23 protein-coding genes are annotated in these 20,073 nt (G+C 64.4%); 7 read left to right on the forward strand and 16 right to left on the reverse strand.

Annotated features, from left to right (window positions below; all coding sequences use genetic code 11):
* The first annotated feature begins 2 nt into the window (after positions 1 to 2).
* From argJ to WA237_RS04375, 3 genes are all read left to right on the forward strand, one after another.
* A complete protein-coding gene (gene argJ, locus WA237_RS04365) occupies positions 3 to 1,232 on the forward strand; it encodes a bifunctional glutamate N-acetyltransferase/amino-acid acetyltransferase ArgJ (RefSeq protein WP_009813325.1) in 1,230 nt (409 codons plus the stop codon).
* Positions 1,229 to 1,627 (forward strand): (deoxy)nucleoside triphosphate pyrophosphohydrolase, encoded by a 399-nt coding sequence (locus WA237_RS04370; RefSeq protein WP_336096811.1) that lies wholly within the window; start codon positions 1,229 to 1,231, stop codon positions 1,625 to 1,627. The genes argJ and WA237_RS04370 overlap by 4 nt, the downstream gene beginning before the upstream one ends.
* Positions 1,628 to 1,821: 194 nt before the next feature.
* On the forward strand, positions 1,822 to 1,965 hold the full coding sequence (locus tag WA237_RS04375; protein ID WP_009813327.1) for a hypothetical protein: 144 nt from the start codon (positions 1,822 to 1,824) through the stop codon (positions 1,963 to 1,965).
* A gap of 176 nt (positions 1,966 to 2,141) precedes the next feature.
* Here the strand turns inward: WA237_RS04375 and infB are convergent, their stop codons facing one another.
* The 5 genes from infB to pip all read right to left on the reverse strand — a co-directional run bounded on the left by infB (position 2,142) and on the right by pip (position 8,642).
* Complete coding sequence (gene infB, locus WA237_RS04380; RefSeq protein ID WP_336096812.1) at positions 2,142 to 4,637, reverse strand: translation initiation factor IF-2; 2,496 nt, start codon at positions 4,635 to 4,637, stop codon at positions 2,142 to 2,144.
* Positions 4,634 to 5,266: an RNA-binding protein gene (locus tag WA237_RS04385; RefSeq protein WP_040617909.1), complete on the reverse strand. Its 633-nt coding sequence runs from the start codon at positions 5,264 to 5,266 to the stop codon at positions 4,634 to 4,636. The genes infB and WA237_RS04385 overlap by 4 nt, the downstream gene beginning before the upstream one ends.
* A gap of 24 nt (positions 5,267 to 5,290) precedes the next feature.
* Positions 5,291 to 6,925 carry a transcription termination factor NusA gene (gene nusA, locus WA237_RS04390; protein WP_009813330.1) on the reverse strand — a complete coding sequence of 545 codons (1,635 nt, stop codon included), beginning with the start codon at positions 6,923 to 6,925 and terminating at the stop codon, positions 5,291 to 5,293.
* 2 nt (positions 6,926 to 6,927) lie between these two features.
* Positions 6,928 to 7,500: a ribosome maturation factor RimP gene (gene rimP, locus WA237_RS04395; protein WP_009813331.1), complete on the reverse strand. Its 573-nt coding sequence runs from the start codon at positions 7,498 to 7,500 to the stop codon at positions 6,928 to 6,930.
* A gap of 170 nt (positions 7,501 to 7,670) precedes the next feature.
* On the reverse strand, positions 7,671 to 8,642 hold the full coding sequence (gene pip, locus WA237_RS04400; protein WP_009813332.1) for a prolyl aminopeptidase: 972 nt from the start codon (positions 8,640 to 8,642) through the stop codon (positions 7,671 to 7,673).
* 49 nt (positions 8,643 to 8,691) lie between these two features.
* Here pip and ubiG point away from each other — a divergent pair, with 49 nt between their 5' ends.
* The gene (gene ubiG / locus WA237_RS04405) at positions 8,692 to 9,435 is read left to right on the forward strand and encodes a bifunctional 2-polyprenyl-6-hydroxyphenol methylase/3-demethylubiquinol 3-O-methyltransferase UbiG (protein ID WP_336096813.1); all 744 of its coding nucleotides are present in this window, start codon (positions 8,692 to 8,694) and stop codon (positions 9,433 to 9,435) included.
* On the opposite strand, the gene WA237_RS04410 is transcribed toward ubiG, so the two are convergent.
* The 4 genes from WA237_RS04410 to WA237_RS04425 are packed head-to-tail and all read right to left on the reverse strand — an operon-like array spanning position 9,436 to position 11,762.
* Entirely contained in the window at positions 9,436 to 9,882 is a 447-nt protein-coding gene (locus WA237_RS04410) for a MarR family winged helix-turn-helix transcriptional regulator (protein ID WP_009813334.1), read from the reverse strand.
* Complete coding sequence (locus WA237_RS04415) at positions 9,875 to 10,717, reverse strand: carbon-nitrogen hydrolase family protein (RefSeq protein ID WP_336096938.1); 843 nt, start codon at positions 10,715 to 10,717, stop codon at positions 9,875 to 9,877. The genes WA237_RS04410 and WA237_RS04415 overlap by 8 nt, the downstream gene beginning before the upstream one ends.
* Positions 10,718 to 10,722: 5 nt before the next feature.
* Complete coding sequence (gene grxC / locus WA237_RS04420; protein WP_009813336.1) at positions 10,723 to 10,980, reverse strand: glutaredoxin 3; 258 nt, start codon at positions 10,978 to 10,980, stop codon at positions 10,723 to 10,725.
* Positions 10,981 to 11,012: 32 nt separating this feature from the next.
* Positions 11,013 to 11,762, reverse strand: coding sequence for a double zinc ribbon domain-containing protein (locus WA237_RS04425; RefSeq protein ID WP_336096814.1), 750 nt, complete (start codon positions 11,760 to 11,762; stop codon positions 11,013 to 11,015).
* Positions 11,763 to 11,777: 15 nt separating this feature from the next.
* On the opposite strand from WA237_RS04425, the gene WA237_RS04430 reads away from it, so the two are divergent.
* Together WA237_RS04430 and hemH are read left to right on the forward strand one after the other, a co-directional pair.
* Positions 11,778 to 12,599, forward strand: a complete 822-nt coding sequence (locus WA237_RS04430; protein ID WP_009813338.1) for a methyltransferase domain-containing protein — start codon at positions 11,778 to 11,780, stop codon at positions 12,597 to 12,599.
* A gap of 53 nt (positions 12,600 to 12,652) precedes the next feature.
* Positions 12,653 to 13,708, forward strand: a complete 1,056-nt coding sequence (gene hemH / locus WA237_RS04435; protein WP_336096815.1) for a ferrochelatase — start codon at positions 12,653 to 12,655, stop codon at positions 13,706 to 13,708.
* A gap of 77 nt (positions 13,709 to 13,785) precedes the next feature.
* Here the strand turns inward: hemH and WA237_RS04440 are convergent, their stop codons facing one another.
* Together WA237_RS04440 and WA237_RS04445 are read right to left on the reverse strand one after the other, a co-directional pair.
* A complete protein-coding gene (locus WA237_RS04440) occupies positions 13,786 to 13,974 on the reverse strand; it encodes a hypothetical protein (RefSeq protein WP_009813340.1) in 189 nt (62 codons plus the stop codon).
* A 140-nt stretch (positions 13,975 to 14,114) separates the two neighbouring features.
* Positions 14,115 to 14,708, reverse strand: a complete 594-nt coding sequence (locus WA237_RS04445) for a L,D-transpeptidase (RefSeq protein WP_336096816.1) — start codon at positions 14,706 to 14,708, stop codon at positions 14,115 to 14,117.
* Positions 14,709 to 14,887: 179 nt separating this feature from the next.
* Between WA237_RS04445 and WA237_RS04450 the strand changes: the two genes are divergently transcribed.
* Positions 14,888 to 15,400, forward strand: coding sequence for a CAP domain-containing protein (locus WA237_RS04450; protein ID WP_040617912.1), 513 nt, complete (start codon positions 14,888 to 14,890; stop codon positions 15,398 to 15,400).
* Positions 15,401 to 15,484: 84 nt separating this feature from the next.
* Here WA237_RS04450 and WA237_RS04455 read toward each other — a convergent pair whose 3' ends face one another.
* The 5 genes from WA237_RS04455 to hslO form a co-directional block, all read right to left on the reverse strand.
* Positions 15,485 to 15,970, reverse strand: a complete 486-nt coding sequence (locus tag WA237_RS04455; RefSeq protein ID WP_009813343.1) for a L,D-transpeptidase family protein — start codon at positions 15,968 to 15,970, stop codon at positions 15,485 to 15,487.
* A gap of 120 nt (positions 15,971 to 16,090) precedes the next feature.
* Positions 16,091 to 17,323: a class I SAM-dependent RNA methyltransferase gene (locus tag WA237_RS04460; protein WP_336096817.1), complete on the reverse strand. Its 1,233-nt coding sequence runs from the start codon at positions 17,321 to 17,323 to the stop codon at positions 16,091 to 16,093.
* Positions 17,320 to 18,456, reverse strand: a complete 1,137-nt coding sequence (locus WA237_RS04465) for a CCA tRNA nucleotidyltransferase (RefSeq protein WP_336096818.1) — start codon at positions 18,454 to 18,456, stop codon at positions 17,320 to 17,322. Before WA237_RS04465 ends, WA237_RS04460 begins: the two co-directional genes overlap by 4 nt.
* Complete coding sequence (locus WA237_RS04470; protein ID WP_336096819.1) at positions 18,446 to 19,063, reverse strand: CoA pyrophosphatase; 618 nt, start codon at positions 19,061 to 19,063, stop codon at positions 18,446 to 18,448. The genes WA237_RS04465 and WA237_RS04470 overlap by 11 nt, the downstream gene beginning before the upstream one ends.
* The gene (gene hslO, locus WA237_RS04475) at positions 19,053 to 20,039 is read right to left on the reverse strand and encodes an Hsp33 family molecular chaperone HslO (protein WP_336096820.1); all 987 of its coding nucleotides are present in this window, start codon (positions 20,037 to 20,039) and stop codon (positions 19,053 to 19,055) included. Before hslO ends, WA237_RS04470 begins: the two co-directional genes overlap by 11 nt.
* Positions 20,040 to 20,073 lie beyond the last annotated feature (34 nt).

The following is a 20,073-nucleotide window of genomic DNA, read 5'->3' on the forward strand; positions in this document are numbered from 1 at the left end:
TCATGGCCAAGGCTCTTCCGGTCTCTCCGCTCGCTCCGGCGCGGTTTCCCGAGCTTCCGGTGATCGACGGTGTGCGTTTCGCCACCGTCGAGGCCGGCGTCCGCTATGCCGGGCGCACCGATGTGATGCTCGCCCATCTCGCCCCGGGCAGCACCGTGGCCGGGGTCTTTACCCGGTCCTCGACGCGCTCGGCGCCGGTGCTCGATTGTCAGGCCAAGATCGGCCAGCATGACGATGCGGGCGCCGCGATCCTCGTCAACTCGGGCAATGCCAACGCCTTTACCGGCAAGCGCGGCGTCGAGGCGGTGACCGCTGTCACCACCGAGGTCGCCCGCGTCCTCGGCCTGCCCGAAAGCCGCGTCTTCACCTCCTCCACCGGGGTGATCGGCGAGGTGCTGCCGCATGACCGGATCACCGCCAAGATCGGTGAGCTGAGCCAGAAACTCGACGCGGGCGGGATCGAAGCCGCCGCCCGCGCCATCATGACCACCGACACCTTCCCCAAAGGCGCGCAGACCGAGGTCGAGATCGACGGCAAGACCGTGCGCATCGCGGGCATCGCCAAGGGCTCGGGCATGATCGCGCCGGATATGGCGACGATGCTGGTCTATATCTTCACCGATGCCGCCGCCGACCGTGAGGTTCTGCAATCCATGGTCTCGGCGCTCAATGACCAGACCTTCAACTGCATCACCGTCGACAGCGACACCTCGACCTCCGACAGCCTGCTGATGGCGGCGACCGGCACTTCGGGCGTGCGCATCGACGAAACCTCCGTGGGCTTCATGGAGGCGCTGCGCCGGGTCATGCTCGACCTCGCGCATCAAGTGGTGCGCGACGGCGAAGGGGCGACCAAATTCGTCGAGATCGCCGTCACCGGCGCCTCGTCGGACGCGGATGCCCGCACCCATGCCATGGCCATCGCCAACTCACCGCTGGTCAAGACGGCCATCGCGGGCGAGGACGCCAACTGGGGCCGCATCGTCATGGCGGTGGGCAAATCCGGCGCACCGGCCGACCGCGACACGCTGTCGATCTGGTTCGGCGACATTCTCGTCGCCAACAAGGGCTGGGTGAACCCCGACTACCGCGAAGAGGACGCCGCCGCCTATATGAAGGGTCAGGAACTCTGCATCGCGGTCGATCTCGGCCTCGGTGGCGGCAAGGCCCATGTCTGGACCTGCGATCTCACCCACGGCTATATCGACATCAACGCAGACTATCGCTCGTGAAAACGGTTCTCGTCTCTGCGGTCGCGCTCATCGACATCGATGGGCGCGTCCTGCTCGCCCAGCGCCCCGAGGGCAAATCGCTGGCCGGCATGTGGGAATTTCCCGGCGGCAAGGTCGAACCGGGCGAGACGCCCGAAGTGGCGCTCATCCGCGAATTGCACGAAGAGCTCGGCATCGAAACCTGGCAAAGCTGCCTCGCGCCACTCACCTTCGCCAGCCACAGCTACGAAGGGTTCCACCTGCTGATGCCGCTCTTTGCCTGCCGCAAATGGGAGGGCGTGCCGCAGGGCCGCGAGGGTCAGGCGCTCAAATGGGTGCGGCCGCTCGATATGCACGACTACCCGATGCCGCCCGCCGACCTGCCATTGATCCCGATTCTGCGCGATTGGCTCTGAATCAGGCGAAAATACGCTCGAAATCCCCTGTTTCGTTAACGAATGGTAAGGAATTTCGTGCAATTTTGAGTTGACTTTGCTCGGCCCTGTTCAATAATTCAGGGCAAGCGGGGCAATTGTTTCCGCTTCGTGCACAGGTGTCGCGCAACCCGCAATCTGTCACGACATATGAGGCGTCATTCGGGGGATATGGCATGCTGCGCACCATTCGGCTTGGAAGCTGTGTATCAGTTCAAGGTATTTTCGAAGGGCAATTGCCCGATGGCCGCGTGCAGGTGCGCGTCGGCGATCAGATCTTCGTCGGCCAGCCGATCAGCACCGTTCAGGCCGCCGCCTGATCCCATCTGACCACAGAATTTGACCACAGCATCTGACCTATCGCCCGCCCGGTCCGTCCGGGCGGTTTGCGTTTGCGCGCCTTGAAACGCGCCACCAACCAAGCCCCAGCCCCAGAAACACCAAGGCCCGCGACATCCGCCGCGGGCCTTGATCAATTTTCGAGGGTCGCCCCGGATCAGTCGAGCGAACGCTCGACCTCTTCGCGCTCGAAGATCTCGATCACGTCATCGGGACGGATATCGTCATAGTTCTCAAAGGCCATGCCGCATTCCTGACCGGACTGCACCTCGGGCACCTCGTCCTTGAAGCGCTTGAGCGTCTTGAGCGTGCCTTCGTGGATCACCACATCGTCGCGCAGCAGACGCACACCGGCAGAGCGGCGGGCAACGCCCTCGGTCACGAGACAGCCGGCAACCTTGCCAACGCCAGTGACCTTGAAGACCTCTTTGATCTTCGCATAGCCGATGAAGTTCTCGCGGATTTCCGCCCCGAGAAGACCCGACGCCGCCGCTTTCACATCATCCACCAGATCGTAGATCACCGAGTAATAGCGGATCTCGACGCCCTTCTGGTTGGCGCTGTTCCGTGCCGGGGCATTGGCCCGGACGTTAAAGCCCAGAACCGGTGCGCCAGAGGCTTCGGCCAGGCCGATATCGCTCTCGGTGATGGCGCCAACGCCCGAATGCAGCACACGCACGCGCACCTCTTCGTTGCCGATCTTCTCCATCGCCTGAACGATGGCCTCGGCAGAACCCTGCACATCGGCCTTCACCAGGATCGGAAGCTCGGCCACGTTCTGATCTTCCTTGGCCTTCGCCAGAAGCTGATCGAGCGTGGTCGCAGCACCGGCGGCGGCACGTTTGTCCTTGGCCGCCTTCTCGCGGTATTCGGCAATCTCGCGGGCCTGCGCTTCGGTCTCGACCACGTTGAGAACGTCGCCAGCCTCGGGCGTGCCATTGAGGCCGAGAACCTCGACCGGCACCGACGGGCCCGCCTCTTGGACGCGCTCGCCCGTGTCGCTGATCAGCGCGCGGACCTTACCGTATTGCTCACCCACGACGAAGATATCGCCTTGTTTGAGCGTGCCTTTTTGCACCAGAACGGTCGCAACCGGGCCTCGGCCCACATCGAGCTGCGCTTCGATCACGGCACCTTCGGCGGCGCGGTTCGGGTTCGCCTTGAGCTCGAGGATCTCGGACTGAAGCGCGATGGCTTCGAGAAGCTCATCGAGGCCCTGACCGGTCACGGCAGAGACTTCGACATCCTGCACTTCGCCCGACATCGCTTCGACGATCACTTCATGCTGAAGCAGATCGGTCCGCACCTTGTCCGGGTTGGCCGACGGCTTGTCGACCTTGTTGATCGCCACGATCATCGGCACGCCTGCGGCCTTCGAGTGGTTGATCGCCTCGATGGTCTGCGGCATCACCGCGTCATCCGCGGCAACCACCAGAACCACGATATCGGTGACCTGCGCCCCACGGGCCCGCATGCTGGTAAAGGCGGCGTGGCCCGGCGTGTCGAGGAAGGACAGAACCGTCCCGCTCTCGGTGGTCACCTGATAGGCGCCGATATGCTGGGTGATGCCCCCGGCTTCGCCCGCGACAACCTTGGCGTCGCGGATCGCATCCAGAAGCGAGGTCTTGCCGTGGTCGACATGGCCCATGATGGTGATGACCGGCGGCCGCGGCTGCAGGTCCTCGGGCTTGTCCTCGACCGCGTCGATCACATCCTCGACGTCGGCATCCGACACGCGCGTCACCTTGTGGCCGAATTCCTCAATGATGAGCTCGGCGGTGTCGGCATCGATCGACTGGTTCTGGGTGACCATCATGCCGTTTTGCATGAGGGCCTTGACCACGTCGCTGACCCGCTCGGCCATACGGTTGGCCAGCTCGGAGACGACGATCGCCTCGGGCAGCTTGACCTCACGGACAACCTTTTCGCGCGCCTCATTGCCGCCCATCGCCTTCTGACGTGCACGTTCCTGCTTGCGCTTCATCGCGGCGAGCGATTTCTGACGGCCACCTTCGCCACCAGACAGCGCCTGGTTCAGCGTCAGCTTGCCCGAGCGGCGGCCATCGTCGCGGCCTTTGCCACGCGCCGGGCGCTCGTTGCGGTCGGTCTTGTTGTCCTGCTTGCGCGCGGGCTGGGCCTGTTTGGCAGGCGCGCCACGGGCTGCGGGCTCATCCGGCACGGCAGCAGAGGCCGCAGCGGCGGCCTTCTTGGCGGATTCTTCGCTCTCGAGGCGCTTGCGCTCGTCCTCTTCGGCCTTCTGGCGGGCCCGCTCGGCGCGTTCGCGCTCTTCGCGTTCCTTGGCCTCGGCCTCTTCGCGGCGGCGCTGGCGCTCTTCTTCGCGGGCCTTTTCCTCGGCTTCGCGCTGGGCGGCTTCTTCGCCCTCACGGGCCTTGGCGGCTTGCAACGCCTTCAGGCGGCGCTCCATCTCGGCATCGGTGATACCTGCGGGGCGCTTGCTGGGGTCACCCCCGGCCAGGGATTTCGACGCAGCTCCACCCGCCGCGCCGCCGGGTTTCGGCATGACGACGCGTTTGCGCTTGGTTTCCACCACGACGTTTTTGGTGCGGCCATGGCTGAAGCTCTGCTTCACATTCCCCGGACGGGAACCTCCACCACGTACACCCAAAGTCTTTTTACCGTCGTTGTCGCTCATCTGGTTTTACTTCCTTTCCGGCGGCTGTCACCGCCGTCCGAGACACGCAGGCCCTTCAACCTTTGCGCCTCCTCTACAACACGATGCGCCAAACCGCCAGCACGCAATGCCGCGTGTATGGAGGTTTGCCGCCCGAATGCCTGGCCCAGTTCGTCTGCGCTCAGCCACCCGATGAATTTTCCGCCCTGCGGCGTGCTCAGCTTTGATTTGCCGCGCTCCGAACCGTCATGGGCCTGGATCAGCGCAATCGCGTCGTCGCGCCACAGCCAATCCTTGACCTTTTCATAGCCCGACACCGCATAGCCGCCCTTGCGGGCGAGGCTGATCAGATCAACCACCCGCCGCGCCAGAATGCCTTCGACCAGATCGGTCAGACCGTCCGGCACAGTGACCGGTTGTTTCGCGGCGCGGGCAAACAGCCCCTTCGTCGCCGCCTTGTCGAGCGCCGCCCGCTCGGACAGCACCCAGATCCCCCGCCCGGGCAGTTTGCCCGCCAGATCAGGGACGACCTGGCCATCTGGTCCAACCACGAAACGCAAAAGCTGCGCCACGGGATATACCTCCCCCGTGGCGATGCATTTACGCTCGGGACCGTCCGACCGGTCTTTGGGGTGCCCACCGCGACCCATGCTCGACGCCCGAGGCCTGAAGAATCAGGCCTCGGCCTCCTCGGCTGAATCGCCGGCTTCGGCATCCGCGTCGATCTCGTCCTCTTCCTCGGCTTCGAGATCGGCAGGATCGACCCAGCCCAGCATCACGCGGGCGGTCATCACCATGGCCTGAGCTTCTTCGAGCGAGACGTCGAAGGGCTCGAGGATGCCATCATCCTTGACCCGCTGACCGTCCTGCATGGTCCAGCCACCGGCCAGTTCCCAATCCGCGCAAGTGGCGAAATCTTCGAGCGTCTTCACGCCATCCTCGGCCAGGGCCTGAATCATCTGGGGTGTGAGCCCCTCAAATTCAACCAGGCTGTCCTCAACCCCGAGCTCGCGCGCCCGTTCGAGCGCCGCCTTGGCCCGCGCCTCGAGAACATCGCGCGCCCGTGCCTGAAGCTCGCCCGCCGTGTCCTCGTCCACCCCGTCGATGACCAGAAGCTCGTCCTGCTCGACATAGGCCACCTCTTCGAGGTTGGTAAAGCCTTCGGAGACCAGCAGCTGGGCAAAGAACTCGTCGAGATCGAGCGTGTCCATGAACAGCTTGGTGCGCTCTTCGAACTCGCGCTGACGGCGTTCGCTGTCTTCGGCCTCGGTCATGATGTCGATGTCGAGCCCGGTGAGCTGCGACGCCAGACGCACGTTCTGACCGCGACGGCCAATGGCCAGCGACAGCTGCTCTTCCGGCACCACCACTTCGATCCGCTCGGCCTCTTCGTCGAGAACCACTTTCGACACTTCGGCCGGCTGCAGCGCGTTGACGAGGAAGGTCGGCTGATCTTCGTTCCACGGGATGATGTCGATCTTCTCGCCCTGAAGCTCGTTGACGACGGCCTGCACCCGGCTGCCGCGCATACCGACACAGGCGCCCACCGGGTCGATCGACCCGTCATAGGAAATCACGGCGATCTTGGCGCGCGACCCGGGATCCCGGGCCACGGCCTTGATCTCGATGATGCCGTCATAGATCTCGGGCACTTCCATCTTGAACAGCTCGGCCATGAATTCCGGCGCGGTGCGGCTCAGGAAAATCTGCGGCCCACGGGCTTCGCGGCGCACATCCTTGATATAGCAGCGGATGCGCTCATTCGGGCGATAGCTCTCGCGGCCAATCTTCTCGTTGCGGCGCAGGATGGCTTCGCCCCGGCCCACGTCAACGATGACATTGCCGTATTCTTCGCGCTTGACCATGCCGTTGATGATCGTGCCGGCGCGGTCCTTGAACTCTTCGTATTGGCGATCACGCTCGGCTTCTCGAACCTTCTGCAGGATGACCTGCTTGGCCGATTGCGCCGCGATCCGGCCCATGTCCACCGGCGGCACTTCTTCGATATACTGATCGCCGACCTTGGGATCGTCGAGATATTGCTTGGCCTGCTCAACGGTGAGCTCGGCCTGATAATTCTCGAGCTCTTCTTCCTCGACCACGGTGCGCACCCGGGTAAAGGTGGCGCGGCCGGTCTTGCGGTCGATGCTGACGCGAATGTCCATCTCGGCGCCATAGCGGCTCTTGGCCGCCCGCGCGAGGCTCTCTTCCATCGCTTCGACCACGAGACCGGGATCGATCATCTTTTCGCGGGCCACGGCCTCGGCCGTTTGCAAAAGCTCAAGCTGGTTTGCAGAGGTAATCGCCATCTTTACTCCTCCTCTGACGCGTCATCCTCGATCGCGTCAAATTGCTCTTCATCCAACACGCCCGCATCCTTGCGCTGGCGCAGCATTTCCTTGATCAGCTCGTCGGTCAGGACCAGCTTGGCATCGGCCAGCCAGTCGAACTGCAGACCGATCGTGCCTTCTTCCACATTGATCAGAACCTCTTCGCCCTCGACCCCGGCCAGCACGCCCTTAAAGCGTTTGCGCCCGTCGATAAGCTCCGAGGTCTCGATCTTGGCTTCATAGCCCTCAAACGTCTCGAAATCCTTGAGCCGCGTCAGCGGCCGGTCGATGCCCGGGCTCGACACTTCGAGCGTATAGGCCTCGATGATCGGGTCCTCGACATCGAGAACCGCGCTCACTTCGGTGCTGATCCGCGCACATTCATCGACCTCGATCCCGCCTTCGGGGCGCTCGGCCATGATCTGCAACGTGTCGGTCTTGCCCCCCATCAGGCGCAGCCGGACCAGCTCAAACCCGAGATCTTCGATCACGGGGGTCACGATCTCGGCCAAACGCCGGTCGATCGCTGCCTTGGCTATCAGGTCATTGCTCATCAGTCGTCCAAATACAAAAAAACGGGCCCGCGGCCCGTTGATCTTTCCCGGTGGAGCATCTGGGAGAGACCCGTCTGCGCCGCTGTTGAGGGGGATATACGCCTCTTGGCCCGAGTCTGCAAGGGGCTAGGGTCAGACAGGCCAGATTGCCGCCTCACTGGCCCCCGCGCCTAGCCCCGCGCCAGCATATCCATGGTCTTGACCAGCTCGGCGCTGATCCCCGGCTCGGACAGGGCATGGCCCGCCAGCGGGATCATGCGCAGCTCGGCCCGGCCCCAGCGCTCGGCCAGCCGCCAGGCGCTCGCCGGGGGGCAGATCATGTCATAGCGGCCCTGCACAATCGTCCCCGGCACATGGGCAATCCGCGCGATGTTCTTCTCGATCCAGCCATCGGCCTCGAGAAATCCGGCATGGGTGAAATAGTGATTCTCCAGCCGCGCAAAGGCCCGCGCATATTCTGCTGGCGCGTCGCCCATCATCCCGGTGCTGCGCACAGTGGCCAGCGCGTTTTCCCAGGCCGACCAGGCCTTGGCATAGGTGATCTCGGTCGCCCGGTCGCCGGAAAACAGCCGCCGGTGATAGGCCGCGATCATATCGCCGCGCTCGACCTCGGGGATGAGCCGCTGAAACCGCGCCCAGGTCTCGGGAAAGAACTGCCCCGCGCCGCCGCCATAGAACCATTTGAGCTCGGCCTGCGTCATCAGGAACACGCCGCGCAGCACCAGATGCGCCGCCCGGTCCGGATGGCTCAGCGCATAGATGAGCGACAGCGTCGCGCCCCAGCTCCCGCCAAACACGATCCAGCGCTCGATCTCCAGCGCCTTGCGGATCGCCTCGATATCCTCGACCAGATGCCATGTCGTGTTGTTCTCGACCTCTGCATGCGGCCGCGACCGGCCACAGCCGCGCTGATCGAACAGGATGATGCGATATTGTTCCGGATCGAAATAGCGCCGCATCGCCGGGCTACAGCCGCCCCCCGGCCCGCCATGCAGCACCACCACCGGACGGCCCTCGGGATTGCCGGACTGTTCCACATAGATGTGATGCCCCTCGCCCACATCCATCATCCGCCGGTCAAACGGCTCGATGGGCGGATAGAGATATTGCACCGCGGTTTTTTGTTCGGGAAACTTGTCCATCACCGTCCTATATAGCAAAGCGGTGACAGATGAGCATATGGAGAGCGAAATGCAAGCCGCGCAAAGCACGATCGATCCCGCAGAAGTCGCCAAATTCGAGGCGATGGCCGCCGAATGGTGGGATCCGAACGGCAAGTTCAAGCCGCTGCACATGCTCAATCCCTGCCGTCTCGACTATATCACCACGCAGATCGCCGCCGAATTTGACCGCGACCTGCGCGAGGACCGCCCCTTTGCCGGGCTGCGCCTTCTCGACATCGGCTGTGGCGGCGGGCTGCTGAGCGAACCCATGGCGCGGCGCGGCGCCACGGTGATCGGGGCCGATGCCGCCGAGGGCAACCTGCCTGTCGCCCGGCTCCATGCCGAACAGGGCGGGCTCGACATCGACTACCGCCACACCACCGCCGAGGCGCTGGCCGACGCGGGCGAGAGATTCGACGTGGTGCTCAATATGGAAGTGGTCGAACATGTGGCCGACCCGCTCGATTTCCTCACCGCCTGCCGCCGTCTGCTCAAACCCGGCGGCCTGCATCTGTGCTCGACCATCAACCGCAACCCCAAGAGCTTTGCCATGGCCATTCTCGGCGCCGAATATGTCATGCGCTGGCTGCCCAAGGGCACCCATGACTGGTCGAAATTCATCACCCCGGACGAGCTCTATGATCTGTTGAAACAGGCGGGCCTGTCGCCGGTCGACCGCAAGGGCTTTGTCTTCAACCCGATTGCCTGGTCCTGGTCGATCTCGGACCGCGATCTGAGCGTGAACTACGTCACCGCCAGCCTCGCCCCCTGATCACTCCGCCTCTTCGAGCTTGGCGCGCAGGCCCCGCAGCACCGGCAACGCCCCGCGCACCCGGTCTTCGCCCAGCTCGGTCACCATCTCGGAAATGATCGGCGTGATCGCCGCCACCGCCGCATCGCGCGCCGCGCGCCCCGCCGGGCTGATCGACACCATCTTGCGCCGCGCATCGTCCCAATCGGGCCGGATATGCACATAGCCCGCCCATTCGAGCTTGCTCAGCGTGTTGGTCATCGCCCCGCGCGTCACATGAAAACTCTTGGCAAGCTGCGCCGGGCTGCGCTCTTCGCCGCTCCGCGCCAGATGGTTGAGCAGGGTGAAATGCGAAATCTCCATCCCCTTCGGCAACACCCGGTTCAGCCGGCTGCGGATCATCTGGTCCGAGATCAGGATCTCGCCAAAGAGCGCCACCGCCAGCGAACTTGTTGCCGATTCATGCATCCTGTCTTGGGCCCTCGAAGCTGCGATCATGTGTGAGCGAAGGAATACGCTGTCGCGCTTGTGCCACTTCCGCGAGGTCCAGATCAACGATAATCGCCCCGGTTGCGTCTCCGCCATCGGCGAGAACCTCGCCCCAGGGCGCCACCGCGAGGCTATGCCCCCAGGTCTCGCGCGGCTTGCCACGGCCTGCCGGATGCTGGCCGCATTGCGCCGGGGCGAGCACGAAACACCCGGTTTCGATCGCCCGCGCCCGCAGCAACACTTCCCAATGCGCCGCGCCCGAGACCGGCGAAAACGCCGCGGGCACCGTCAGGATCTGCGCCCCCGCCTGCGCCAGGGCGCGGTAGAGCTTTGCAAACCGCACATCGTAACAAACGCTGAGCCCGAGGCAGGCCTCGCCCGCCTGCGCCACAACCGCCCGTTCGCCGGGACGATAGCCCGCGCTTTCGCGATAGCTTTCGCTCTCGGAAATCTCGACATCGAACATATGCATCTTGTCATAGCGCGCGGTGATCGCCCCCTCGGGCGAGACGAGGAAACTGCGATTGGCAAACCGCCCGTCCGCATCCTCGGTCTTCACCGCCAGCGACCCGATCAACAGCCAGATCCCAAGCTCCGCCGCCAGCGCTCGCAGCGCGGCGAGCGTTTCATCCTCACCCTCATGGCGCAGCACCTCGCGCTGATGCGAACGGCTCGACGAGACGCAATTCGTCACCTCCGGCGTGAGGACAAGCGTCGCGCCCTTGCCCGCCGCCTCGCGGATCAGCGCCTCGGTCGCGGGCAGGTTGGCCGCCGGGTCATCCCCGGCGGTCATCTGGATCAATCCCGCCCGCAGCACGCTCATGCGGCGAGCAGAGCGTCCAGCTTCCCGGCCCGCTCCAGCGCATAGAGGTCGTCACAGCCGCCAACATGGGTGTCGCCCACGAAAATCTGCGGCACGGTCCGCCCGCCATTGGCGCGCTGGATCATCTCCGGCTTGCGGTTCGGGTTCTCGAGCACGTCAATCTCGGTGAAATTGACGTTCTTTTCCTTCAGAAGCCGCTTGGCGGCGTGGCAAAAGCCGCAGAGCGGCGATGTGTAAATCTCGACTTGTTTCATTTGGGCACCTGCATCATTGCGTTGCCCAATACCTAAGTCGCACGGCCCGCTCTTGCCAGTACCAAGATGCTCACCTCTGCGGCACCATGTGTTACAAGCGCCTCCGCCGCCGCCGACAGGCTCGCCCCCGAGGTCATCACGTCATCGACGATGAGAACCGACCGCCCGGCAATCCGCCGCCGCTGCCCCTCGCGCAGGGTGATCGCCCCGGCCATGGTCTGAAACCGGTGATCATGGCCCATGCCCCCAAGGCTCGGAGTGGCGCGCGCCCGGATCAACACATCGGGCCTGTGGTTTAGCCCGGTTTCCCGCGCCAGCGCCTCGGCCAGATGCGCCGATTGGTTGAACCGCCGTTTGACCAGCCGCGTCCAATGCAGAGGCACCGGCACGATGAGCATATTGCGCGCGAATATCTCCCGCCCCGCCCGCGCGAGCCACCGCCCCGCCGGGCGCAGCACATCATGCCGGTCCCCATGTTTGAGCCCAAGAACAAGCCGCCGCCCCATGCTCTCATAGAGCATCGCCGCCCGCCCCCGCGCCCAGGGCCGCACCCGCACCAGACAGGCATCGCATTGCGCAGGCTCCGCCCCCGGCCCGCCCGGCTCACCCTGTTCACCGGGCAACGGAATGCCACAGGCGTCACAGACCAGCCCCGAAATGAACGGCGTCTCGCGCCAGCACGGCCCGCACAGACCAAAGTCGCTCTCGACCCGCGCCCCACAGCCAAGACACCGCGGCGGATAGAGGGTTTGCAGAACGGATTGGACTACGCCCCCGTTCATGTATATTTCCGCGCCATGACCACGCCTCCCCAGCTGACCGACCGCCAGGCCCTTTGCCGCAACCGCGCCCGCGCCGCCCGCGCCCCGGCGCTGTTCCTGCATGAAACCGCCCGCGACGAGATCCATGATCGGCTGGCGATCGTTAATAAAGAATTTACCAAACCCGCCATTGTCACCGGGATGCCGGATTTCTGGGCCGATGTGCTGCCCGGCGCCACGCTGGTCGAGGATGCCGAGACGCTCGCGCTCGATCCCGGCGCGCATGATCTGGTGATCCATGCCATGGCGCTCCATTGGGCCAATGACCCGGTGGGTCAGCTCATCCAATGCCGCCGGGCGCTGGCCCCCGATGGACTGTTTCTCGGCGTGCTCTTCGGCGGCGAGACCCTGCATGAATTGCGCGCCGCGCTGGCCCAGGCCGAAAGCGATATGCGCGGCGGGCTCTCGGCCCGCGTCGCGCCCATGGCCGAGATCCGCGACCTCGGCGCGCTGATGCAGCGGGCGGGCTATGCGCTCCCGGTCGCCGACAGCGTGCCGCTCACCGCCGCCTATCGCTCGGCCCGCCACCTGATGCAGGATCTGCGCGCCATGGGTGAGACAAATGCGCTCACATCACGCCCCCGGCGCTTTGCCCGACGTGACGTCATGGCCCGCGCCGAGACGCTTTATGCCAATAACTTCCCCCATGGCGAGGACCGACTCCAAGCCACGTTTGACCTTATTTTCCTCACCGGCTGGGCTCCCGACCCGTCACAGCCACAGCCCCTGCGCCCCGGCTCCGCCACCGCCAGCCTCGCCGCGGCGCTCGGCACCGAGGAAACCAAGCTCAAAGATTGACGCCCCGGCCCCACCCCCTATCTGGGGCCTGATGACCGCGAGAAAGATGTGACATGACGCTCGACGCCCAACGCCCCGACCACGCCCCCAACGACCACCCGGCCCTGCGCCATGGCCGCACCGGCATCCTGCTGGCCAATCTCGGCACCCCCGATGGCACCGATTACTGGTCCATGCGCCGCTACCTGAGCGAATTTCTCTCGGACAAGCGCGTCATCGACTATCCGAAATGGAAATGGCAGCCGATCCTGCAGGGCATCATCCTGACAAAGCGACCCTTTGCCAGCGGAAAAGCCTATAAATCCATCTGGAACGAAGAGCGGGATGAAAGCCCGCTGATGACCATCACCCGCGATCAGACCGACGCCATCCGCGCCGCGCTCACCGCCGATTACGGCGATCAGGTCATGGTTGATTTCTGCATGCGCTACGGCAACCCCTCGACCGCCTCCAAGGTGCGCGAGATGGTGGCGGCGGGCTGCACCCGCATCCTCTTCTTCCCGCTCTACCCGCATTATGCCGGGGCCACCTCGGCCACCGCCAATGATCAGTTCTTCCGCGCCCTGATGGAAGAGACCTGGCAGCCCACCGCCCGCGTGGTCGAACCCTATTTCGAGAATCCCGCCTATATCGACGCGCTCGCGCAATCCGTCGAAAAAGCCTATTCAGAGACTGATACGCCGCCCGAAATGCTCGTCGTCTCCTACCACGGCATGCCCCAGCGCTACCTGACCCAGGGCGACCCCTACCATTGCCAATGTCAGAAAACGACGCGACTCCTGCGCGAACGTCTGGGCTGGGACACGGACCGGATCACCACCACGTTCCAATCGGTCTTCGGCCCCGAGGACTGGCTGCGCCCCTACACCGTTGAAGAGGTCGCCCGCCTCGCGCGCGACGAGGGCAAGACACGCATCGCCGTCATCGCCCCGGCCTTTTCCGCCGATTGCATCGAAACCCTCGAAGAGATCAACGAAGAGATCCGCGAAAGCTTTGAAGAGGCCGGCGGCGAGAGCTTCACCTATATCCCCTGCCTCAACGACACGCCCGATCACGTCGCAGCCCTCACCGCGATCATCCGCGAAAACCTCGGCGGCTGGGTCTCCTGACCCCCTAAGGCCTTGGGCTGAAACGAAAAAAGGCGGTGGAAACTCCACCGCCTTTTTCCTGTCCTGTGAGGGACGTATTAGTCTGCAGCGATAACCGCGGCCACAACGGCCAGCAGCAGCAGCGGAACCCAAACGCCAGCAGCCGACGAGCTTGCAGCGGTTTCTTCAACGATGACGGGGGCTTCCATCACGGGCTCGGACAGGTTGCCGGCCGAAGCGGTGGTGGCAGCAGCAGCGAAAGCAACGGCGAGTGCGAGTTTTTTCATGGTCTTCTCCAGTATTGGCCGGGCGCCATTTTCCTGAGACGTCCGGCAAAATGACTTATCTCGTGACCGCCGAATAATCAGCTAACCCGTTCGCTTGCAAACACGATTTTCATCTCCGCCACACAATCCACACGGGATTGTCAAATTAGCAACACTTGCGTACCAACTTTGGTCATCCCGTAGAGCTGGGCGATATGCTGGTTGTAAAGCCCGATACAGCCGTTCGACGACCGCCGCCCGATCTTGCGCGTGTCATGGGTGCCGTGGATCCGGTAATAGGTCCAGCTGAGATAGAGCGCATGGGTGCCAAGCGGGTTGTCCGGCCCCGGCCCGACATAGGTCGGCCAATCCGGATTCCGTTCGAGCATCGAAGGCGTCGGACGCCATTCCGGCCCCTCCACCTTGCGCACAACACTGGTCCGGCCCCGCCGGGTGAGCTCTTCGCTCATCGGCACACTCGACGGAAAGAGGAAATACTCGCCCGACTCGGTCCAGAAATGCAGCGCCCGCGAATCGATATCGACCAGCACCGCGCCATTGTTCAGATTCGAGAAATAGGGCTGCCAGTCCAGCGACCGAAAGGCAGAGACATTGCGCCGCACCTTGCTCGAAATGTCTTGTTCCATCTCGATTGTCGAGGCGCTGTTGAGATCCTGGGCCATGGCCGGCGCGCCAACACAGGCGGCGGCACCCATCAGGAAATGACGTCTGTTCAGGGGGCTTTTCACAGTCATGGACATACCTTGTCTCCAGTTATCCTCGTCAAAGCTACAGCTGACTATATATGGCGCGAATGCCGCAGTGACAAATCAAACCAATGTGCACTGACGTTCCTCCGCCGATGCGGGTTTGATATGCCACAGGATATTCACTAGAGAGGGTCGGTGTTCAAAATTTGATCTGGTAGGGCAACATGACACGACTTCTGGCTATCTTGGCAACCGCATTGCTGACGCTCAGCGCATGTGCTCCCGCACCTGTGTCGACAATCGGCCCCGATGGCAAACCTCTCCCGCAGGTCTATCGCATCCGCAATGCCGATACCTCGCGCATTCAGTACCGGATGCTCGACTCGGTCAACGCTCTGCGCGAGGCCAAAGGTGCCGCCCCGGTGGCGCTCAACGCTCAGCTCACCGCCGCCGCCGCCACCCATGCCCGCGACATGAGCGTGCAAAACCGCCCCTGGCATTTCGGCTCCGACGGCTCCTCGCCGATCGACCGGGTGCGCCGCGTCGGCTACACCGGCGAGCTGGTGGGCGAAGCGATCTCGGAAACCTACGAGACAGAGCTCGAAACCCTCGCCGCCTGGATGGAAGAAGAAGGCTCGCGCCGCGTGATCCTCGATCCCGCCGCCCGCGAGCTGGGCTTTTCCTGGCTGCAGGAAGACAATGGCAAGATCTGGTGGACCCTCGTCATGGGCCGCTAAGGCCCAGAATGACCTGATCTCACGCCAGTCTGATCTCACGGATGGGCCACGACGGCCCATCCCACCCTCTCAAAACCCAACGGCTTAGGGCGTGATGGTGATCGGCGTGCCGTTCTTCACCATCGCATAGATATCCTCGATCTCGCGGTCCTTGACCGAGATACAGCCCGCCGTCCAATCCGGGCCATTGCCCTTTTTCTTGGTGTTCGGTCTGCCGTGGATAAAGATATCGCCACCCGGCGTCTTGCCCTGCGCCAGCGCATAGGCCCGGTCCCGCATGTTCGGATAATCGAGCCCGATCGACAGGTGGAAATCGCTGTTCGGATTGCGCCGGTCGATCACATAGCGGCCTTCCGGCGTCTTGCCATCGCCCTGAAACTGCTTGTGCCCCTCGGGCGCAAAGCCAAGATCGATATCATAGGCCTTGAGCACCTGGTTGTGATGCAGCAGATACATCCGCCGCGCCCCCTTGTTCACGAGAACATGGGTCACCTCCGGACCGTTATAGGTTTTGAATTTGGAACTACACCCCGAAAGCGCAACCGCGCCGATCAGGGCCACCATCAACATCAGGTATCTCATTTACACTGCCCCACTGGTCTTATGCCTGCTGCCGCAAATTAACGCATCTCGGCGCCTCGCAACAGGGGGGACATGCGCGGAACCGTTAAAAATCTGGCGAATGCGCCCTTACGACGCCTCCGGCCGCGCAAAGCTGGTGACAAGCTCGACATGCGATGACCAGCGGAACTGATCCACCACCCGGACCGGCCCCATCTCATAGCCCGCCGCCAAGAGATGCCGCGCATCGCGGGCAAAGCTCGCCGGGCTACAGGACACATAGGCGATCCGCGCCACATCGCTCTGGGCGAGCTCGCGCACCTGCGCCTCTGCCCCCGCCCTTGGCGGATCGAGACAGACGCCCTCATACTCCCGCAGCTCTTCGGCCCGAAGCGGATCACGAAACAGGTCGCGCACCTCCGCCGTCATCGTCCGGAGCCCCTGCACATTGCGCCACCCCGCCTGCAGCGCGTCGATCATGTCCCGCGCCCCTTCGACCGCATGAACCTGCGCTGCCTCGGCCAGCGGAAAGCTGAACGTGCCACAACCGGCGAACAGATCGACCACCTTCCCGGCCCCGGCCAGCGCCGCGCGCACATCCGCGACAAGCGCCGCCTCGCCCTCGCGCGTCGCCTGCAGAAACGCCCCCGGCGGCGGCACCACCTGCGCCCGGCCAAAGCTCTGCGCCGGCGGCAGCTCTTGGCAGACCACATCGCCCTCATGGCTGAGCCGCGCCAGCTTTTGCCGCCGCGCCACATCGCCTAGCGCCGCCCGCAGTGGCCCATCCAATGGCTTGGCGCCGCGCAGATCCACATCGAGCCCCGCCGCCGTCACCGTGCAGGCAATCGAAATCTCGCCCTTGCGACTGCCCGCCACCTCGGCCAGCTCCGCCGCCAGCGCGGTGCCGCGCAACAGATCGGGATGCAGCAGCTTGCAGTCAGGAATGTCGATGATCGCGTCCGAGGCGCGGGCGTGAAACCCGGCCATCGCGCCCTTTTTCGTGCGCCGCGCCGAAATCGTCGCGCGGCGACGGCTCTGCGCCGGGCTCACATGCATCGGCAGATAGCGGGCCTCGATCCCCTGCGCCCTGAGCGCCGCCTCGACGATCCCCTGTTTCCACTCGGCCACGAAATCATCGCTGGCATGTTGCACCGCACAGCCGCCGCAGGATTTGAAATGACGGCAGGGCGGCCTCACCCGGGTTTCGCTCGGCGTCTCGATCCGCACATCGCAAAGCCGCTGCCCCTCGAGCCGCCCGGTCACCACCTCGCCCGGCAGGGTCATCGGCGCAAAGACCGGCCCTTCGGCCACGCCATCCCCATGATGGCCCAACCGTTCTATGACCCAGCTTTCAGCGCTCACAGCAAATCCTCTTTCGTCTTGGTGAAACCGGAGGCGATCCAACGGGCCTCGATCTCTTTCAACTTCGCACCCAGCGCCGCGCCCTCGTAGGCGGGCATCAGATCCCGCGCCGTCACCGGACAGCGCGCCCCGGCGCCGCGCCGGATCTGCGCGGGCCAATCCTCCGGCTGCGGCAGCCCCAGCGCCATCCGCAACAGCACGATATCGCGCGCCGCCTCGGCCCCGTGCCGATAGCCGAGAGTGGCCGGATCGTCCACCGCCGCGATGCCGTCGCGATACCGACGCAATACCGACGTCTCGTTTTTGCTCAATCGCAGCCGGTCTTCCACCTCTTCGCCGCCGATCAACGCCAGCCGCCGCATCGCCTCCGGCGGCGCACCGGCCTGGGTCTCGAGCGCCACCAGAACCGGCACCGCGCTCACATCCGCCCCCGGCAAGACCCGCATCAACACCCCGCACTGCGCCATCGCCGCAAGGCTCATCGACGGCTCCGGCGCGGCCAGAAGCTTGCGCATCTCGGCCCCCACCCGCTCTCGTGCGAGCCGCTCCAACCCGTCGAGATGTTCGGCAATCGCCGCCAGCGCCTCGGGGTCCAGACCGTCCCGACCGTAGATTGCGTTGAACCTGAAAAACCTGAGGATTCGCAGGTAATCCTCCTCGATCCGCCGCCCCGCATCCTCGATGAATCGCACCCGCCCGGCCCGCGCATCCGCGACCCCATCCACCGGGTCGATCACCGTCCCGTCGCCTTGGGCATAGAGCGCATTCATGGTGAAATCGCGCCGCCGCGCATCCTCTGCGAGATCGTCGGTAAAGGCCACTTTCGCGTGCCGCCCATCCGCTTCTTCATCGCGCCGAAAGGTGGTGATCTCAAACGGCTCCTCGCCGCTCACCACCGTCACCGTCCCATGGTCGAGCCCCGTCGGCACCGCCCGTAGCCCCGCCGCCTCCGCCAGCGCCATCACCCTCTCGGGCCGCGCATCCGTGGCAATATCCATATCCGTGACCGGCAGCCCCATCACCGCATTGCGCACCGCCCCACCCACGATGAGCCCGCGATGCCCGGCCTCTTCCAGCATCGCCAACACCGCCCTGAGCGGCGCCGCATCGAGCCAATCGCCCTCAATCCTCATCGGCCACCGCCTCGGCCAATTGCCGCAGGAACCGCGCCGTCGCTCCCCAGATATAATAGGGCCCAAACGGCGCCACGTAATAGCGCCGCCGCATCCCCCGCCAGCGCCGCGCCTCGATGCGATAGCGCCCCAGATCGAGCACATGATCGAGGGGCACTTCGAACACTTCCGCCACCTCACCGGCCTCCGGCACCGGGGTAAACGCAGCCCGCACCCGCGCCACCACAGGCGTCACCGTGAAGGATGTCACCGTCTCATGCGCAGGCAATTGCCCCAGCACCTCGGCATTGCGCGGGTCGAGCCCGATCTCCTCATGCGCCTCGCGCAGCGCGGCGGCCACGACATCGGCATCGCCCTCATCCTGCTTGCCACCGGGACAGGCAATCTGACCCGGGTGATGGCGCATCGCCGACGAGCGTTTGGTGAGAATGACGCGCGCCCCCTCGGGCCGCAGGAGGATCGGCACAAGCACCCCCGCCGGACGCAGCCGCCGCCCCTCGGGCAGCACCACATCCGGGTTCAGATCGAAATCCGACGACGGCCGCATCGGCCGCCCAAGGGCGCGGATCACCCGATCCAGCGCTCCCTCCTGCAGATCAATCGTCATTGCCACCCGCTTCGAACCCGAGCGTCGCCGGATCGAGATCGTAATGCCGCCCGCAGAACTGGCAATCCGCGGTCACACGCCCCTCTTCCGTGGTCATATGCGCGATATCGCGGGCCGAATAGATCGACAGGCTCTGGCGCACACGGTCCTCGGAACAGGTGCAGCCAAACCGCACCGGCTGCGTGTCGAAAATCCGCGGCTGCTCTTCGTGGAACAGCCGATAGAGCAGCTCGCTCGGCGCCACCGACGGCCCAATAAGCTCGAGCTCTTCGGCGGTGTCGAGCAACACATTCGCCCGACCCCAATTCTCGCCATCCTCGCCCTCGACCAGATCGGCGGCCTGCAACAGCCCGCCCTCGCCGCTGCCGCCGCCTTTGGCATGGGGCGACGCCTTGGGCATATGCTGGAGCATGATGCCGCCCGCGCGCCAATGCTCGGCCGCCCCCGCCTCGGTCGACTGACCAAAGCTGAGCTTGAACCGCGTCGGCAATTGCTCGGACTGCGCGAAATAGGCCTCGGCACAGCTGGTGAGACTATCACCCGCGATCGGCGTGATCCCCTGATAGGGGGTCGTGCCCTCGCCCTGATCGATCATGATGGCAAAATACCCCTCGCCAAGCTGCGCAAACGGCACCTCATCGGTGAGCCGATCGCCATCGAAGGAGGCATAGGCGCGGATGCGCGCCGGCTCGCCCTCTTCGGTCGGCGCATAGTAATCGGTGGCGATCATCCGCACCGCGCCCTTGGTCTGCACCTGAAGCTGCAGCTTCCAACGCAGGCTGATCGTCTGGCCGATCAACGCGGTCAAGAGCGCCATCTCGGCAATGAGCGCCTCGACCTGGGCCGGGTAATTGTGCTGTTGCAGAATGCCTTCCAACACGCCGTCAAGGCGCGCGACGCGTCCGCGAACATCGCAATTGTCCAATTGAAAGGGCAGGACCGTGTCGTCCCAGGCGATTTTCTGTGCAAGTGTCATGGGGTTTCCTATTGGGCCTGGAATTGGCATATCG

It is taken from the genome of Roseovarius sp. CH_XMU1461 (genome assembly GCF_037027165.1).
GTDB classification, from domain to species: Bacteria; Pseudomonadota; Alphaproteobacteria; order Rhodobacterales; family Rhodobacteraceae; genus Roseovarius; species Roseovarius nubinhibens.

Bases quoted from the DNA above. Each gene is read 5' to 3' on its own strand.
- argJ (WP_009813325.1), top strand. From the start codon at position 3: ATGGCCAAGGCTCTTCCGGTCTCTCCGCTCGCTCCGGCGCGGTTTCCC.
- WA237_RS04375 (WP_009813327.1), top strand. From the start codon at position 1,822: ATGCTGCGCACCATTCGGCTTGGAAGCTGTGTATCAGTTCAAGGTATT.
- infB (WP_336096812.1), bottom strand. From the start codon at position 4,637: ATGAGCGACAACGACGGTAAAAAGACTTTGGGTGTACGTGGTGGAGGT.
- WA237_RS04385 (WP_040617909.1), bottom strand. From the start codon at position 5,266: ATGGGTCGCGGTGGGCACCCCAAAGACCGGTCGGACGGTCCCGAGCGT.
- nusA (WP_009813330.1), bottom strand. From the start codon at position 6,925: ATGGCGATTACCTCTGCAAACCAGCTTGAGCTTTTGCAAACGGCCGAG.
- rimP (WP_009813331.1), bottom strand. From the start codon at position 7,500: ATGAGCAATGACCTGATAGCCAAGGCAGCGATCGACCGGCGTTTGGCC.
- pip (WP_009813332.1), bottom strand. From the start codon at position 8,642: ATGGACAAGTTTCCCGAACAAAAAACCGCGGTGCAATATCTCTATCCG.
- ubiG (WP_336096813.1), top strand. From the start codon at position 8,692: ATGCAAGCCGCGCAAAGCACGATCGATCCCGCAGAAGTCGCCAAATTC.
- WA237_RS04410 (WP_009813334.1), bottom strand. From the start codon at position 9,882: ATGCATGAATCGGCAACAAGTTCGCTGGCGGTGGCGCTCTTTGGCGAG.
- grxC (WP_009813336.1), bottom strand. From the start codon at position 10,980: ATGAAACAAGTCGAGATTTACACATCGCCGCTCTGCGGCTTTTGCCAC.
- WA237_RS04425 (WP_336096814.1), bottom strand. From the start codon at position 11,762: ATGAACGGGGGCGTAGTCCAATCCGTTCTGCAAACCCTCTATCCGCCG.
- WA237_RS04430 (WP_009813338.1), top strand. From the start codon at position 11,778: ATGACCACGCCTCCCCAGCTGACCGACCGCCAGGCCCTTTGCCGCAAC.
- hemH (WP_336096815.1), top strand. From the start codon at position 12,653: ATGACGCTCGACGCCCAACGCCCCGACCACGCCCCCAACGACCACCCG.
- WA237_RS04440 (WP_009813340.1), bottom strand. From the start codon at position 13,974: ATGAAAAAACTCGCACTCGCCGTTGCTTTCGCTGCTGCTGCCACCACC.
- WA237_RS04445 (WP_336096816.1), bottom strand. From the start codon at position 14,708: ATGACTGTGAAAAGCCCCCTGAACAGACGTCATTTCCTGATGGGTGCC.
- WA237_RS04450 (WP_040617912.1), top strand. From the start codon at position 14,888: ATGACACGACTTCTGGCTATCTTGGCAACCGCATTGCTGACGCTCAGC.
- WA237_RS04455 (WP_009813343.1), bottom strand. From the start codon at position 15,970: ATGTTGATGGTGGCCCTGATCGGCGCGGTTGCGCTTTCGGGGTGTAGT.
- WA237_RS04465 (WP_336096818.1), bottom strand. From the start codon at position 18,456: ATGAGGATTGAGGGCGATTGGCTCGATGCGGCGCCGCTCAGGGCGGTG.
- WA237_RS04470 (WP_336096819.1), bottom strand. From the start codon at position 19,063: ATGACGATTGATCTGCAGGAGGGAGCGCTGGATCGGGTGATCCGCGCC.
- hslO (WP_336096820.1), bottom strand. From the start codon at position 20,039: ATGACACTTGCACAGAAAATCGCCTGGGACGACACGGTCCTGCCCTTT.